At 39.4% G+C, this 13,554-nt stretch carries 15 protein-coding genes; 4 read left to right on the forward strand and 11 right to left on the reverse strand.

Annotation, left to right across the window (positions count from 1 at the left end):
* Window positions 1-41 precede the first annotated feature (41 nt).
* Complete coding sequence (locus G6Q06_RS01165; protein WP_240329138.1) at window positions 42-821, forward strand: disulfide isomerase; 780 nt, start codon at window positions 42-44, stop codon at window positions 819-821.
* On the opposite strand, the gene G6Q06_RS01170 is transcribed toward G6Q06_RS01165, so the two are convergent.
* Window positions 811-2,148 (reverse strand): Na+/H+ antiporter NhaC family protein, encoded by a 1,338-nt coding sequence (locus tag G6Q06_RS01170; RefSeq protein ID WP_034375300.1) that lies wholly within the window; start codon window positions 2,146-2,148, stop codon window positions 811-813. The two genes, G6Q06_RS01165 and G6Q06_RS01170, sit on opposite strands and share 11 nt — an antisense overlap.
* A gap of 169 nt (window positions 2,149-2,317) precedes the next feature.
* On the opposite strand from G6Q06_RS01170, the gene G6Q06_RS08770 reads away from it, so the two are divergent.
* Window positions 2,318-3,598, forward strand: a complete 1,281-nt coding sequence (locus G6Q06_RS08770; protein WP_346009284.1) for a cupin domain-containing carboxymuconolactone decarboxylase family protein — start codon at window positions 2,318-2,320, stop codon at window positions 3,596-3,598.
* Between the two features lie 30 nt (window positions 3,599-3,628).
* Here G6Q06_RS08770 and G6Q06_RS01180 read toward each other — a convergent pair whose 3' ends face one another.
* Window positions 3,629-4,198, reverse strand: a complete 570-nt coding sequence (locus G6Q06_RS01180; RefSeq protein ID WP_163532967.1) for an NAD(P)H-dependent oxidoreductase — start codon at window positions 4,196-4,198, stop codon at window positions 3,629-3,631.
* Between the two features lie 170 nt (window positions 4,199-4,368).
* On the opposite strand from G6Q06_RS01180, the gene ccoG reads away from it, so the two are divergent.
* Complete coding sequence (ccoG, locus tag G6Q06_RS01185) at window positions 4,369-5,766, forward strand: cytochrome c oxidase accessory protein CcoG (protein ID WP_163565442.1); 1,398 nt, start codon at window positions 4,369-4,371, stop codon at window positions 5,764-5,766.
* A gap of 89 nt (window positions 5,767-5,855) precedes the next feature.
* On the opposite strand, the gene G6Q06_RS01190 is transcribed toward ccoG, so the two are convergent.
* Window positions 5,856-6,038, reverse strand: a complete 183-nt coding sequence (locus G6Q06_RS01190) for a hypothetical protein (protein WP_163565443.1) — start codon at window positions 6,036-6,038, stop codon at window positions 5,856-5,858.
* A gap of 114 nt (window positions 6,039-6,152) precedes the next feature.
* Here G6Q06_RS01190 and G6Q06_RS01195 point away from each other — a divergent pair, with 114 nt between their 5' ends.
* Window positions 6,153-6,497, forward strand: coding sequence for a hypothetical protein (locus G6Q06_RS01195; protein WP_163565444.1), 345 nt, complete (start codon window positions 6,153-6,155; stop codon window positions 6,495-6,497).
* 10 nt (window positions 6,498-6,507) lie between these two features.
* Here the strand turns inward: G6Q06_RS01195 and G6Q06_RS01200 are convergent, their stop codons facing one another.
* The 8 genes from G6Q06_RS01200 to rnhA all read right to left on the reverse strand — a co-directional run bounded on the left by G6Q06_RS01200 (window position 6,508) and on the right by rnhA (window position 13,547).
* Window positions 6,508-6,678, reverse strand: a complete 171-nt coding sequence (locus G6Q06_RS01200; protein WP_163565445.1) for a hypothetical protein — start codon at window positions 6,676-6,678, stop codon at window positions 6,508-6,510.
* A gap of 466 nt (window positions 6,679-7,144) precedes the next feature.
* On the reverse strand, window positions 7,145-7,852 hold the full coding sequence (locus tag G6Q06_RS01205; protein WP_163565446.1) for an outer membrane protein: 708 nt from the start codon (window positions 7,850-7,852) through the stop codon (window positions 7,145-7,147).
* 52 nt (window positions 7,853-7,904) lie between these two features.
* Complete coding sequence (locus G6Q06_RS01210) at window positions 7,905-9,299, reverse strand: (Fe-S)-binding protein (protein ID WP_240329139.1); 1,395 nt, start codon at window positions 9,297-9,299, stop codon at window positions 7,905-7,907.
* Complete coding sequence (gene hemN / locus G6Q06_RS01215; protein WP_205435729.1) at window positions 9,244-10,611, reverse strand: oxygen-independent coproporphyrinogen III oxidase; 1,368 nt, start codon at window positions 10,609-10,611, stop codon at window positions 9,244-9,246. Before hemN ends, G6Q06_RS01210 begins: the two co-directional genes overlap by 56 nt.
* Window position 10,612: 1 nt before the next feature.
* A complete protein-coding gene (locus G6Q06_RS01220; RefSeq protein WP_163532963.1) occupies window positions 10,613-11,137 on the reverse strand; it encodes a DUF2603 domain-containing protein in 525 nt (174 codons plus the stop codon).
* 198 nt (window positions 11,138-11,335) lie between these two features.
* Window positions 11,336-12,415, reverse strand: a complete 1,080-nt coding sequence (aroC, locus tag G6Q06_RS01225; RefSeq protein WP_163565447.1) for a chorismate synthase — start codon at window positions 12,413-12,415, stop codon at window positions 11,336-11,338.
* Window positions 12,412-13,086 (reverse strand): ribonuclease III, encoded by a 675-nt coding sequence (gene rnc / locus G6Q06_RS01230; protein WP_163534242.1) that lies wholly within the window; start codon window positions 13,084-13,086, stop codon window positions 12,412-12,414. The genes aroC and rnc overlap by 4 nt, the downstream gene beginning before the upstream one ends.
* 17 nt (window positions 13,087-13,103) lie before the next feature.
* Window positions 13,104-13,547 (reverse strand): ribonuclease HI, encoded by a 444-nt coding sequence (gene rnhA / locus G6Q06_RS01235; protein ID WP_163565448.1) that lies wholly within the window; start codon window positions 13,545-13,547, stop codon window positions 13,104-13,106.
* Between the last annotated feature and the right edge of the window lie 7 nt (window positions 13,548-13,554).

Consider the following 13,554-nt stretch of genomic DNA (forward strand, 5'->3'; position numbering starts at 1 on the left):
CAATGGGCAGAAGTTTTTATATTTTATACAAGGAAGTTGTCATGCGCGGGTTTTGTTGTGTGTTGGCGTTGTGTGCTGGATTTGCTGGAGCAAGTGAGGTGGGTAGTAATGTGATTCGCTTAATTGATAAGCAAATCCATAAGAAAGTCAATGTGCTAGAGGTTAAACCTTTAAAAGCCAATAAAGATTTTCAAATAGTGGTTGTAGAAGATCCAGACACGCAATATCATATCCCCTTGCTAGTTAATAAAAGTAGCGATCTTGTGATAGGCATTACTAATATTTTCTTTAGCACGAGCAATAAGGATACAGAACTAGTCCAATCAATCTACCACCAAACCCAAAGCTATAATTTTAAACAGCAAAATAGCGAATCGCTGAATGCCATGTTTGATGCAGTCCCTAAGGATTATGTGATCAATCTGTCTTCTAGTAATAAAGGGGTGCATAAAGACCTTTATATTATTTCAGACCCCATGTGTCCTCATTGCCGCAACGAGTTAGGCCACATCCAAGAACGCCTTAAAGAAGCCAATGTACACATGGTTTTAGTCGGATTTTTAGGAAGTGAGTCTAATCTTAAAGCAGCGGTTATTCTTAAAGAGATCAAACGGGCTAGAAACACACAAGGCAAAATTGATATTTTAAATAAGGTTTATGCCTCTGCTTTCCACAGCCCTACAGATGCGCCTGATAAAGAAGTTCAAGAGGTACAACAGGTTACCAAAAGCATTTTAGCTACAAAACTTGTCAAAGGCGTGCCCTTTCTTTATGAATACCGGGGCACTCCAAAAGTACAAGGGGCTAAAGCTACAGATTAGCAACCTGCTGTTTTTTTAAGCTTTTTAAAATAGCACCGCTATAGGTGCTAGAAAAGATATAAAACAAAGTGAAAAGCCCTAAGAGCCCTTGATACCAGAGAAAAACAACCACATCTAAAAAGCCTACGCTATCTTTTGCAAAGCCTAAAAGAATTAACATTTGCGCGCCATAGGGGATTAAACCCTGAAAAACACAAGAAAAAATATCTAAAATCACTGCGCTTTCGCGTCGATCTACCCCAAATTTTAAACTGATTTTACGGCTAATCTCCCCGACAATTACAATAGCCACCGTGTTATTAGCCACCGCTAAATCCACTAAACTAACCAGACTTGCAATGCCTATTTTGGCGCTTTTTTGGCCAACAATGAGGGTTTCAATTTTAGCAATAATCCATGCAATGCCCCCCTCACGCGCCACCATAAAGGCAATTCCACCGGTAAGCATGGAAAGCAGAAAAATTTCTTGCATGCTAGTAAAGCCGTTATAAACTTCTTTACCAAAACTTAAAAGAGTGAAATTACCATAATAAAGCCCGATGGCTCCGGATAAAAGAATCCCACTAAAAAGTACTAAAAATACATTTACCCCCAAAAGCGCTAGGGTTAAAACAAAGACATAGGGTAAAGTTTTGATTAAAGAGTAGTCATGGATTTGAATCGGGGCGACATTTTCAGGTTGTCCCCAAATTAAAAGCAAAATCACGGTTAAAATACTAGCCGGCAGAGCAATATAAAGATTGATTTTAAATTTATCCTGCATGGCCACATCTTGGGTACGGGTGCTAGCAATGGTGGTATCTGAAATAATAGATAAATTATCCCCAAACATCGCCCCTCCCATTAAAGCTGCTAATACTAAGGGCATGGACAAATGGCTTTGCTGCGCTAATCCTACGGCTATAGGTCCTAAAGAGACAATAGAACCTACACTTGTGCCAATAGCCAAAGAGATAAAAGCAGCGATAACAAAAACCCCGGCTGCTAAATACTGTGCTGGGATATAACTAAGCCCAAAATTCACGCTAGCCTCAACTCCCCCCATTGCCTTACTCACCACAGCAAAAGCCCCAGCTAGTAAGTAAATGGTACACATAGTCATGATATTTTTATCCCCACACCCGGCTAAAAAATCATCAAATTTTTTATTCAGATCGCTTTTAAAGAGTAAAAAAGCTGTGGCTACACCCGCCCCTGCAGCTACGGGTCCTGGGAGTTGGTAAAAGCCCATTTTCACACCGCTTAGCTCCAAATAAAGACCTGTGCCTAAATAAATGCTAATAAAGACTAAAAAAGGAATGAGAGCAAAAGCATTAGGAACTGGCATAAAAATCCTTTAAGAGCAGACTAGGCTTTTAATTGTAGCTAAGAGGGCTTAAAAACCACTTGCTATTATGCCAACTACAGCTATTTATAAACCTCTAAAGTATTTATAGCCTTTTAAGAGGCATTGTAGTAGAGTGAGCGCCCTAATAATTTTAATCTAAGGGTTTTTAATGATTCATTCTTTACGGCTAACTTTATGGCTAGCTATTTGTGTGGCTTTGTTGCCCGGAGCACCTAAGCATTTGAAAGGAAAACACATGGAAGGACAAGAAATTACGCGTAAGGGACAATTAGGAGGGTTTGAAGGGGATAGTTCTAAGTTTAGCGGTGTTGTGCATGTGCAAATTTTATTTAAGTCTGAGAAGTGGCGTCATTTTGGAGGGGGTTTAGTATCCTTTGAGCCTAAGGCTAGGAGCGCATGGCATACCCACCCTGCTGGCCAAACACTCATTGTAACTAAAGGGGTGATTTATACGGGTACGCAGGATGGAAAAGTGAGTGTTGCCCATGAAGGAGATGTGATCTCTTGTCCACCGGGTGTTAAGCACTGGCATGGAGCAGGGCTAGATTCTGGTGGATCTCACATTGCCTTAACTGGAGTTAAAGATGGGGTCAATGTGATCTGGGGGGAGAAAGTTAGCGATGCGGAGTATATGCGCGCAATGGCCTCTATACATAACAAAGCTTCACACGCACCACATTTAACTAAAACCGCACAACATAATTTTGATACTCTTTTTAAAGATGCATCTTTGCCTCTAAGCCAAAGTGATCCGGATTTTGTAAACACTTATTTAAATTTTTCTTTAGGTGAGGCCCTTACTCAATCCGGTTTGAGTACTCAAGAATATATGCAATTAGTCCTAGCCTCTTTGGTGGCTACCCCGGCACTTGGTGAGTATAAAAACATGCTTGGGATAGCCCTTAAAAACCATGTCAATCCTGTTGCAATCAAAGAGATCTTATATCAGGCAGTGCCCTATGTGGGATTTGGACGGGTGTATGATTTTTTAGAGGCCACTAATGTAATCTTAAGCGCGCATGGCTTTAAACTCCCCTTAGAGGCACAAAAAAGTGTGGCTAGAAATCAAAGGCAAGAAAAAGGTCTAGCCATCCAAAGAAAATTCTTTGGGGAAGCAATTGATAAGCACAATGCTGCAGCGCCTAAAGATGAACAGCATATCCGCCGGTTTTTATCAGAAAATTGTTTTGGGGACTACTACACTAGGGAGGGTTTAGCCCTGCCTTTTAGAGAGCTTTTAACCTTTGTGTATCTGGCTTCTTTAGGAGGAGCAGAGGCGCAACTTAAAGGACATGTTAGCGGGAATATCACGGCGGGTAATGATAGGAGGAAACTAATAGGTGTTATAACAGCACTCATTCCCTATATTGGCTATCCAAAAAGTCTTAATGCTTTGAGTGCAATTGATAGCATGGCTCCAGCAAAATAGTTAGGCGCTGTTAAGAGTGTTGGCGCGGTTTTACCCCGCAGTTTTACCCGTTTCTAAAATTTCTTTTACTTTTTTTACATGTAAATCAGCTAAGGTTTCTACTTTGGTTGTTTCTTTATCAGCGTGGGCAGGACGGCCAATTTCACCGTAGGTGTAGACATTAGGCAATTTTTCCATCCGCGCATCGCGCGCCATAATATCAAAGCAATATAAACATTGATCTAGTGTGCACTTCGCATAACCGCTCTCTTGATAAATATCTTGGTGTCTTGCAGCTGTAACTGATAACATCAGTTTTTTTCCTTTGAGTTTGCCACCTTTAGAACCAGTTGCAAAATTATAAAATAAAAGATCGTCAATATAGCGTTTGAGTAAGGAGGGTGCGCTATGCCAAGATAATGGAAATTGTAGAACAATCACATCATATCGCACCAAACGGGCATATTCATATGCTATATCAATTTGATAGTCAGGGTAGGTAGTATCTAGATAAAGAAAATCAGCATTAGGTAGTGTTTTTTTCATTTTTTCTAAAATAACTTTGGTTACCTTGGATATTTTTAAATTAGGATGCCCTGAGATAACGAGTATTTTTTGCACTTGGTTTTCCTCTTTTGGGTTATGATTAGCGCAAATTATGCGTTTTTATAAACGCAAAGTCTACCGATCAATTTTATATTTTTAGCCAATAAATAACCGCAACCTCTATTTAAACACACTTAATTAAAATTTGATAGTATGCATACATCACACTATAAGGATTTTTATCTATGGACACGCAGAGCCATACGAATAAGGACGCCTATTTTCGCCAGTCCTTCCGCCTCAAACGCTATTTTGTTTATGTTGCCATCGCTCTTATCCCTATGATCATTCCTTTCTTGCACATAGGAGATGGGCAGATTTTTTTAATTTCCTTTGAACGCGGGCAACTCCACTTATTAGGCAAGATTTATAACACCCAAGAAATGTATCTTCTCCCCTTTTTAGTAATCTTTCTTTTTATTTTTATCTTTTTTATAACCACAATGCTTGGGCGAGTCTGGTGTGGCTGGGGTTGCCCACAGACTATTTTTAGAGTGATTCATCGCGATCTAATTGAAACCAAAATTTTAGGCTTGCACGCTAAAATTGCTAATAAACAGCGCCCCACTCCCCCCACAGCGGCTAATCGCCTTAAAAAAATTGCCGGCCTCTTTTTATTTGCTCCCGTGCCTTTGATGTCTATGGCCGTGCTTCTCTTTTATTTTATCCCGCCACTAGATTTTTTTAACCACCTCGCCCACCCTAGCCACCACCTCTTACTTTTAACAATCTGGTTAACTTTAAGTGCAGTTGTGTTCTTTGATATTGTGGTGGCTAAAGAACATTTTTGTATTTATCTTTGCCCTTATGCGCGAGTACAAAGCGTACTCTTTGATGATGATACTTTAAATCCCATTTATGACACGCAAAGAGGTGGGGCTATTTATGATGCAAATGATGTTAAAATCCCCGCCCTCCCACAAAAACGAAATAAAGCCAATGAATGCGTGAGCTGTAACCACTGCGTTTTAGTTTGCCCTACCCATATTGATATTAGAAAAGGCATGCAATTAGAGTGCATTAACTGCTTAGAGTGTGTAGATGCTTGTACCATTACAATGGGTAAACTCAATAAACCTAGCCTGATTAATTGGTCTTCAACTAACGCCACCGCTACACATAGCAAGGTTAAAATGTGGCGGCTTAAAACTTGGGCTTATTTGGGGGTGTTACTCGTGGTTATAGCTGCTCTTATCATCGGTACGCTTAGAAAATCTACCATGCTTTTAGACATCACGCATGGCGGGCAACTTTATAGCATTAAAAACGGCTTTGTGGATAATAGTTATATTTTCTTGTTCCAAAACACAAGTAACAAAGCCCACGAATATACTTTTAATGTAGATGATCCAGATATTAGCATTTTACGGCCTAAAAACACGCTTTCTATCGCACCACAGGGCAAGTTAAAAGTAGTTGTGATTTTGCGCATGTCTATTAAACTAGCCAAAGAATCTTATGAAAAACACGATGTAACCCACTCTAAAAAAGAGATTTTACCCATCGTGATTAAGGCCTATAGCACAGACGATCCAAAAATCTTTGTACAACAAGAGAGCGTCTTTATCGTTCCTACTTTTTAGGGGGCTCTTCGCCTTTAAGTCTATTTCCTCGCCCTCCTCTATCCAAAGGCAGGGAGGTATCCTCGCTATAAGGAATCCTAACTAGCGCATTATTTGCCTTTAATAGGAAGTGCTAGTTGCTGTTTTTCTTTTTGTTTTACAAGATGTTTAAATTTTCTAAGAGTTTCATAATATTTTTTTAGATCCGCAAAACTATTTGTATTATTTGCCAATAGTCTATGTATTTTTTCTTTATTGCTAAGTGGGTTTGAAAAAACTAAATAATCTATCACTGGGCAAACTTCTTTGGGAGCTTACACGCGCAATTGTTTTACACACTCTGTAATTTTCTCAAACATATTTAAGAAATTTTCATTAGTATTAACACTACTGCTAAAGGATTTTCAGTGGATGCGTTATTCCCCCTATCCCCTGAAAGCGCAACATTTCTTTTCAATGATGACTCTGGGCGTTTGTATGCATTTGATTGCGTATCTGAAAATGATCTTTTCTCTATAGCGCTAGCATTGGCAAAAGCTAAAAATTGTTTTGAGTTTGACTTTTCTAAGGGCTCTTGGGTTAAATTGACAAGAGAGGATTTTTTTACTAAAACAGATGTTACAGAATATGAGTATGTTGACAAGCTTAGTGTTGAAAAGGTTAAATCTTTAATGTCTCTTAGCGCTGATGAAGTTAAATCTTTAGTATCTAAAATAAAAGCATCAAGAACCTTATACCGCAAACGAGGTTAGGTCTTTAATATCAAAATCTAAATCCTGAAATAGCCTCTTGTTTTTCTACTTTGAGTGCTTCTATTTTCTGATCTGTAAGTGTCTGCTTTATTTTCTGTTCTCTTAACACATGGTAGATACTATCCGTTTGCTTTTTAATCTCCCAACCCTTAGTTGTCTGTAGCTGTATCTCACTTGGCACGCCATTAACTTAAATTGTACATGCATGTCTTTTGCGCTGGCCTTCTATGTGGTAATTTTGCACTTTAATGATCTTTTCTAGTCGGGCAATTTTCTCCTCTAAAGCTAAAACATGTCCCCTCTCCTCCGGTTGGTTGTTTTTCAACGCCTCTTGGAATTGGCTACTGGCTTATCTTTTTGCTCTAAAGCCTGCTTGAGAGTGGTAATTTGTTTTTTGGTTTTCCTCTAGTTTGGCTGTTATAATTTGGAGATATTTACGCTGGCAATCTTTTGATCTTTTTCTTGTAGGCGGGTATTAAATTCTTTTTCAAGTTTAGCCCTCTCCTGCTTGATAGCCACTTGCGATTTACATTTAAACTAGAAGTTAAAACCTCTTTGATTTCTTTAAGTGCTTTGTTTAAGATGGCTTCTTAAAGCCTGTTGCGTGTTTTGTTTGAAGAAAGCCCCCGTTTTAGGGGCATTTGGCATTAGAAGTTGTAGCGATACCCCACATACAAGCTATATTGTCTGCGGTAAGTGAAAGAGAGCCCTTTTTTGTTGAAGTAGTAATCATTAATGGTGGGGATTTTAATCCCAAAGTCAAATTCTTGGTGTTTGCCAATGGTGGTGCGCATACCTAAATTAAAGAGAAATTGGAAAATAGCAGGGTCAAGAGCTTGTTCAGAAGTAGCTGGATAGGCAAGAGCAAGAAGTGGCCCACCTGTAGTGTTACCCCAAGAGTTACCCGCAATGGCTGCTCCTAAGAAGAACCCAAAGGTTACATCATCTTTATTAATCACATCATAGAGTGTATCAATGCCACCGCCATAGGTAAACATATCAGAGAGGTTAGCAAAAGTGCCTTTACCAGGTACTAACTCATTAGCTCCAAAAACAGAGTGCCCATAGTCCATAAAACCATAGTAACGCAGACCAAACCATTTTTTCTTACCAAAGAATTGTTTATACCCCACACTAATACCAAGTCCTTGCATCACGGCCAAAAGGCTGTAATGGCCAGAAGGTAGCCTACTAAAATTGTAATCACTACCTCCCGGTTTGGGATTTCTTACCGTCTCACCAACCTGCCCTACTTCGTAACTTGCTCCCACATACCATGCATTTCTTTCGGCTTGCAGGCCCGTTACGCCAAGCACCATGGCACTTGATAAAAAGGCATAAAATTTTCTCTTCATGTCATCCTCTTCTTTATATTAAGTATTTTGGCGCTATTCTAGCATAATTTTTTTAAGATTTGTTTTTAAAAAAAGAAAAATTGCGATCTGTGAGCGCATGGTCTAAGAGCTCTATGGGGTGTAAAAATTGTACAGATGATTCAATCTGTGCTAGAGAATTATTAATCTGCATTCTACAAGCCGAACACTCCGCACTCACCACCTGCGCTTTAGTTTGAGCAATATCTAAAGCCTTAGGCGCTCCTGCTTTTAAAACTAAATCATAATGCTCACTTTGCATACTCACTCCTCCAAACCCGCAACAACGATCGCTCTCTTGCATTTCAATTAAAGAGTGGTTGATCTGCAAAAGCGCGCGGGGTTCTTTAAAAACCCCTAAAACTTTTTTGGCATGGCAAGGATCGTGGTAAGTAAGAGTGAGGGGGATTTGTGGGCGCTTTTGTAAATAATTTTTAAGCGGGGTAGAATTAGCTAAAAAAGCAGAGGCTAGTTGTAACTTATCCTCTATGACTTTAAATTTTTCTAGCCAAGAGATGCGATCCTTCTCATCGCTTAGGCTTTCTAAAATGTGTAAATAGTCTTTTTTAAGCATACCTATACAGGTGGCCTCTGGAACTAAAATAGCCTCCACTTCAGAGGCAATAGAATAAAGTGAGGCGATGTTTTTTTGTGCTAAAAAATAGGCTGTGTCTAAATCCCCTGTAAAATACGCCGGTGCTCCACAACAAAACTGCTCAGGGATTAAAGCGCTGATATTAAGTTTATCTAGCAAGGAAAGCAGACTTTGACCCACTTCTGTATAGTTATAATTGCTCAAACAGCCGATAAAAATACCCACTTTTCTAGGCGGAGTACTGGTATCTAAAGGGTTTTGAGGGGTAATTAACCCCTTGTAGGTTTGTAAAAAGCTTTTTCTAGCAAAAGGAAAGATCACGCGTTTTTGCCAAGCTTTAGAGCCTTTAAAGCGCCATTTGAGTTTGTCCTCATCTTTTTTAAACACACAAGGCGCAAGTACATCACAAAGAGAAAACACAAAATCCATAAGTTTAGGATGCTTTAAAAGATAAAAATATATTTTCTTATGCCAACTAATGCCATGTTTATTTGCGCTCATGTGGCGGATTCTCTCTATCATGGCATCTATGGGTAAATGCAGGGGGCAGACTTGTACGCAAGTGGTGCATAAAAAGCAGGTTTCAAAGATTTTTTTAAGCGAGTTATCTAACTCTAAACTCTCTTGTTTGACCTGTGCGATCAAATCTAAAAACCCGCGCGGAGAGGTGATTTCATCTTTATGGATACGATAAATCGTGCAAGTGGGTATGCATTTAGCGCATTTAACACAGGCATTTGTACTGCTTTCTATTTCTTGCCAAAGGGCATTAAAATGATTAGAGGGTTTGGCTAAAACGCTTTTCTCCTTGGTGGGTTTTAAGATAGCTATCAAAAACCATAGCAATATTGCGCACCAACATGGCCCCTGTGGCGCTTGTTTTAAGCCCTGTATCGCTTAAAGTGAGTAGGCCATCTTGTTCATAAGGTTTAAGCGCCTTAAGCGCCTCTTTGAAATGTACTTTAAAATCAATGTGAAACGCTTTTTCAATGCTTGCAAAATCAATTTCTAAATTATTCATCAAATGCATGATCACCTCTTTTCTAAGCCTATCCTCTGCACTCAAAACTATCCCCCTCTCTACCGGCAAATGCCTGTTATCTAGTGCTTGTTCGTAGTGCTTGAGGTCTTTAAAATTTTGGGTGTAATAATCTAGCCCCTCCCCAATGCTAGTAACCCCCACCCCTATTGTCTGGGAAAATTTTTGGGTGGTGTAGCCTTGAAAATTGCGCCTAAGCTCTTTATTTTGCAAGGCTTTATAAAGCTCATTGTCTTTTTTAGCGAAGTGATCCATTCCTATCATCTCATAGCCATGATCTTTTAAAAAAGCGATGAGAAACTGCAAGAGTTCTAATTTTTGCTCCGGGGAGGGCAGGGTTTTAGGATCAATTTTCATGGTGTGCTTAATCCATGGGACATGGGCATAATTAAACACCGCGAGGCGATCTGGATCAAGCTTAAGCACCTTTAAAAGGGTTTGTTCAAAACTTTGAATACTCTGGAAAGGCAACCCATAAATGAGATCAAAGTTAATAGAGTGGATACCACAATCCCTAGCCCACTGCACTTTTTCTTGCACCAACTCAAAGCTTTGCAAGCGATTAACAGCCCTTTGCACCACAGGATCAAAATCTTGGATACCAAAACTCAAGCGGTTAAACCCTTGATTTTTAAGTACCTGCATTTGCTCAAAAGTAAAGTGTCTAGGATCAATCTCACAGCTTAGCTCAGCCTGAGAAGAAAAATTAGAAAAGAGGTTATAAATACTTTGGATGATGATCTCTAATTGCGTGGCATTAAAAAAAGTGGGAGTCCCGCCGCCAAAATGCAGTTGCACCACCTCTCTTTTTGTGTCTAAATATTGTTTTAATAAATCTAACTCTTTTTGTAAATAGGTGATGTAGCGCTCTTTTTTGGCTTGGCTACTCGTATAGATCACACTACAGGCACAAAAATAACAAGCACTTTTACAAAAAGGCAAATGGAAATACAAAGAGAGCGGGATTTGCGAATCACTTCTTTGAAAAGCTTCAATCAAATCGGCTTCTTGAAAATGCGGGCCAAATTCCACTGCTGTAGGGTAGCTGGTGTATCTGGGCCCGGGTTTGGAGTAGGAGGCAAACTTTTGGAAATCTAGAGTCTCCATATTAAAAGGGAATTTGCAAGTTATCCAAATCTAGTTCTTGTCTCTTGCTCTCTAAAAATTCTGGGAGATTAAAGAAAAGATTAGGATATTGTTTTTTAATTTGTTTGACCAAATCTAAAGAGCTAATTTTAGGCAAACTCCCATCGCTCCCACGCATAGCCTCTAATTTCTTAAAGACAACCGCCATCGCATCTGCAAAGTCTATGGGGGTGAGTGTGGCCATGTCGCGCTCTAATTCTACGATAACTTTATCCTCATAGGCTTTTTGAATCATCCGTACGATGTATTGGAGTAAGGACTCTGGAATCACAACATATTTTTGATCTTGATCGTCTTTGACAAACCATGCTTCTTTGGTGTTAAAATCCCCTTCCTCTAATTCTAAAAGCATTTGTTTAGGTGAAAGCAATTTAGCCTGAACTCTATTTTTCCCTGATTCTAAACTTTGATAAATTTCTTGCATATCCGCTGGTTCATTTAAATGGGCTTTATTGCCTCTATTTTTACCAGATCGTGAACTTTGCATATACACCTCTCTTTCTGCCTATTTTAACATGTTTTAATTATTCTTAATAGAAATCCGGGCAAATGCGTTACCTTGTTTTTTAAAGGTCGTTTTATTTCAAAGGAGAGCAAATATTAAAGGGTGTTTGTGTGTAGCGTTGGTAGGTGTACTTTGCAGATGGATAACTACAAGTCTACCCGCCTTTAGTAGATAGTTTTACTAACTTCTTGTATAAAACGCCTCCACACCACTAAGTTTAGCCCCCATATTTAAGAGTAAAAAATCTGCCACCACTAAGGCTAACAAACTCTCACACACCACACTCCCACGAATTGCAATACAGGGATCATGCCTACCTTTAATCTCTAATTCTACACTTTGGTAATGGATATTGATACTCTCTTGTTTGAGGGCTATACTAGAGGTGGGTTTAAAATGCACCCACACTAAAATATCCTCCCCCGTGCCCATTCCTCCAAGCACCCCCCCGCTATGATTGCTCTTAAAGCCTTCTTTATTCATGGCATCGTTATAAACACTACCCCGCATAAAAGAGGCATGAGGATCGCCTATAAAAACCCCCTTCACCCCATTAAGCCCCATCATCACACTAGCAATCCGCCCATCTAATTTATCATAAAGTGGCTCACCTAAACCTAGTAGATTTTTATGCGCTTTAGCTTTAATTAAAACAACCCCTCCCAAACTATCCCCACTTTGTTTAGCCTCTAAAATGGCTTGTTTTTGATTAGCCTCTACCTTAGCATCTAAACTACAAATAACACTTTCTCTAGCAAAATTAAAATCTAAATTAGTAGCCTCTATCCCTCCCACACTAAAAACCCCTCCCATAACTTCCATGCCAAGCTGCTTTAATAAAAGTTTAGCAATCGCTCCAGCCCCCACTCTAATCACGCTTTCCCTAGCCGATGCGCGCCCCCCGCCTCTATAATCTCTAATGCCATATTTAGCAAAAGTACTAAAATCAGCATGCCCGGGTCTAAAATTCTCTTTAAGATTAGAATAATCCTTGCTCCTGACATTTTGATTATGCACTAAAAGCCCAATGGGAGCGCCGGTACTCTTGCCTTCAAATACCCCGCTTACAAGCTCAATCATATCCTCTTCTTGGCGAGGGGTGGTAAAAATACCCGTGCTTTTACGGCGATTTGTCTCTGCTTGGATAAAATCTAGATCAAGATTTAAACCAGCTGGTACCCCCTCTAAAACCCCTCCAACCATGTTTGCATGCGATTCTCCAAAGGTAGTAAGCCTTAGCATTCTACCCAGTGTATTCAAGGCAATTCCTTACTTAGTTGTTTATAAGCCACTTGGGCACAAAGTTGTTCGGCTTGTTTTTTACTCCCAGCCTTGCAAGTCCCATAAAGTTTATTTAAAATAAAAATTTGCATTTCAAATTGCTTAGCGTGATCCGGACCACTTTCACTTTTAAGCGCATAAATTGGAATGGCTTTGAAGCGCGCTTGGGTTAATTCTTGTAAAGCGCTTTTATAGTCCATAAACAAGGTTTGGGGGGATAAGTTAGGGTAGGTTATGTCTAATAAGTCTTGGATTAAGTTTTTAATGATCCCTAAGCCGCTTTCTAAATAAATAGCCCCCATTAAGGCTTCAAAGGCACTTGAAAGAATGGAGGGTTTGGTATGGCCATTATTATTAGCTTCAGCTTGTGAGATTAAAATATGATCTTGCAAGTTTAAAGATAAGGCTAATTTAAAAAAGGCTTTCTCATTGACTAAAGAAGCGCGCATTTTAGAGAGATCGCCCTCTTGCAAATCAGTAAAACGGGTGAACAAAATCTCAGCTACTACCAAATCTAGCACAGCATCGCCTAAAAATTCTAATCTCTCGTTGTTTTTGTGCGCTTTTGTACTTCTATGTGTTAGGGCTTGTTGTAGCAATAAAGGGTCTTTAAACGCATAACCCAAGCGTTTTTGGAGGGTTTCAAACATCTTAAATCCTTTTATCCTTAAGACGGGCAAAATGTGGCTTTTTGTTTGTAGTTTAGGGCTTGTTCTCTAGCAAGTTTATCACAGCGCTCATTTTCTGTATGTCCGTTATGGCCTTTGATCCAATGAGTGGTGATTAAATGATTAGCCTTAAGCGCTAAAAACTCTTTCCACAAATCCACATTTTTAACCTTAGAAAAATTTTTATGAATCCAGACTTGTAACCACTGGCTAATGCCATAGCAAACATAAGTTGAGTCGCTGTATAAATCAATTTTACACGATTCTTTGAGAACTTTAAGGGCTTCATTGACGGCTCTTAATTCCATGCGGTTATTGGTGGTGTGTAATTCCCCGCCTTGAATGATTTTTTCAACACCGCGGTAACGCAAAATAGAACAATACCCGCCAAAACCCGGATTACCCAGAGCCGAGCCATCACAAAAAAGCTCAATCTGTTTCATGCATTCT

The organism is Helicobacter suis, assembly GCF_902196135.1.
GTDB lineage: Bacteria > Campylobacterota > Campylobacteria > Campylobacterales > Helicobacteraceae > Helicobacter > Helicobacter suis_A.

Coding starts and splice junctions, on each gene's coding strand:
- G6Q06_RS01165 (WP_240329138.1), top strand. CDS start 42: ATGCGCGGGTTTTGTTGTGTGTTGGCGTTGTGTGCTGGATTTGCTGGA.
- G6Q06_RS01170 (WP_034375300.1), bottom strand. CDS start 2,148: ATGCCAGTTCCTAATGCTTTTGCTCTCATTCCTTTTTTAGTCTTTATT.
- G6Q06_RS08770 (WP_346009284.1), top strand. CDS start 2,318: ATGATTCATTCTTTACGGCTAACTTTATGGCTAGCTATTTGTGTGGCT.
- ccoG (WP_163565442.1), top strand. CDS start 4,369: ATGGACACGCAGAGCCATACGAATAAGGACGCCTATTTTCGCCAGTCC.
- G6Q06_RS01205 (WP_163565446.1), bottom strand. CDS start 7,852: ATGAAGAGAAAATTTTATGCCTTTTTATCAAGTGCCATGGTGCTTGGC.
- hemN (WP_205435729.1), bottom strand. CDS start 10,611: ATGGAGACTCTAGATTTCCAAAAGTTTGCCTCCTACTCCAAACCCGGG.
- G6Q06_RS01220 (WP_163532963.1), bottom strand. CDS start 11,137: ATGCAAAGTTCACGATCTGGTAAAAATAGAGGCAATAAAGCCCATTTA.
- rnc (WP_163534242.1), bottom strand. CDS start 13,086: ATGTTTGAAACCCTCCAAAAACGCTTGGGTTATGCGTTTAAAGACCCT.
- rnhA (WP_163565448.1), bottom strand. CDS start 13,547: ATGAAACAGATTGAGCTTTTTTGTGATGGCTCGGCTCTGGGTAATCCG.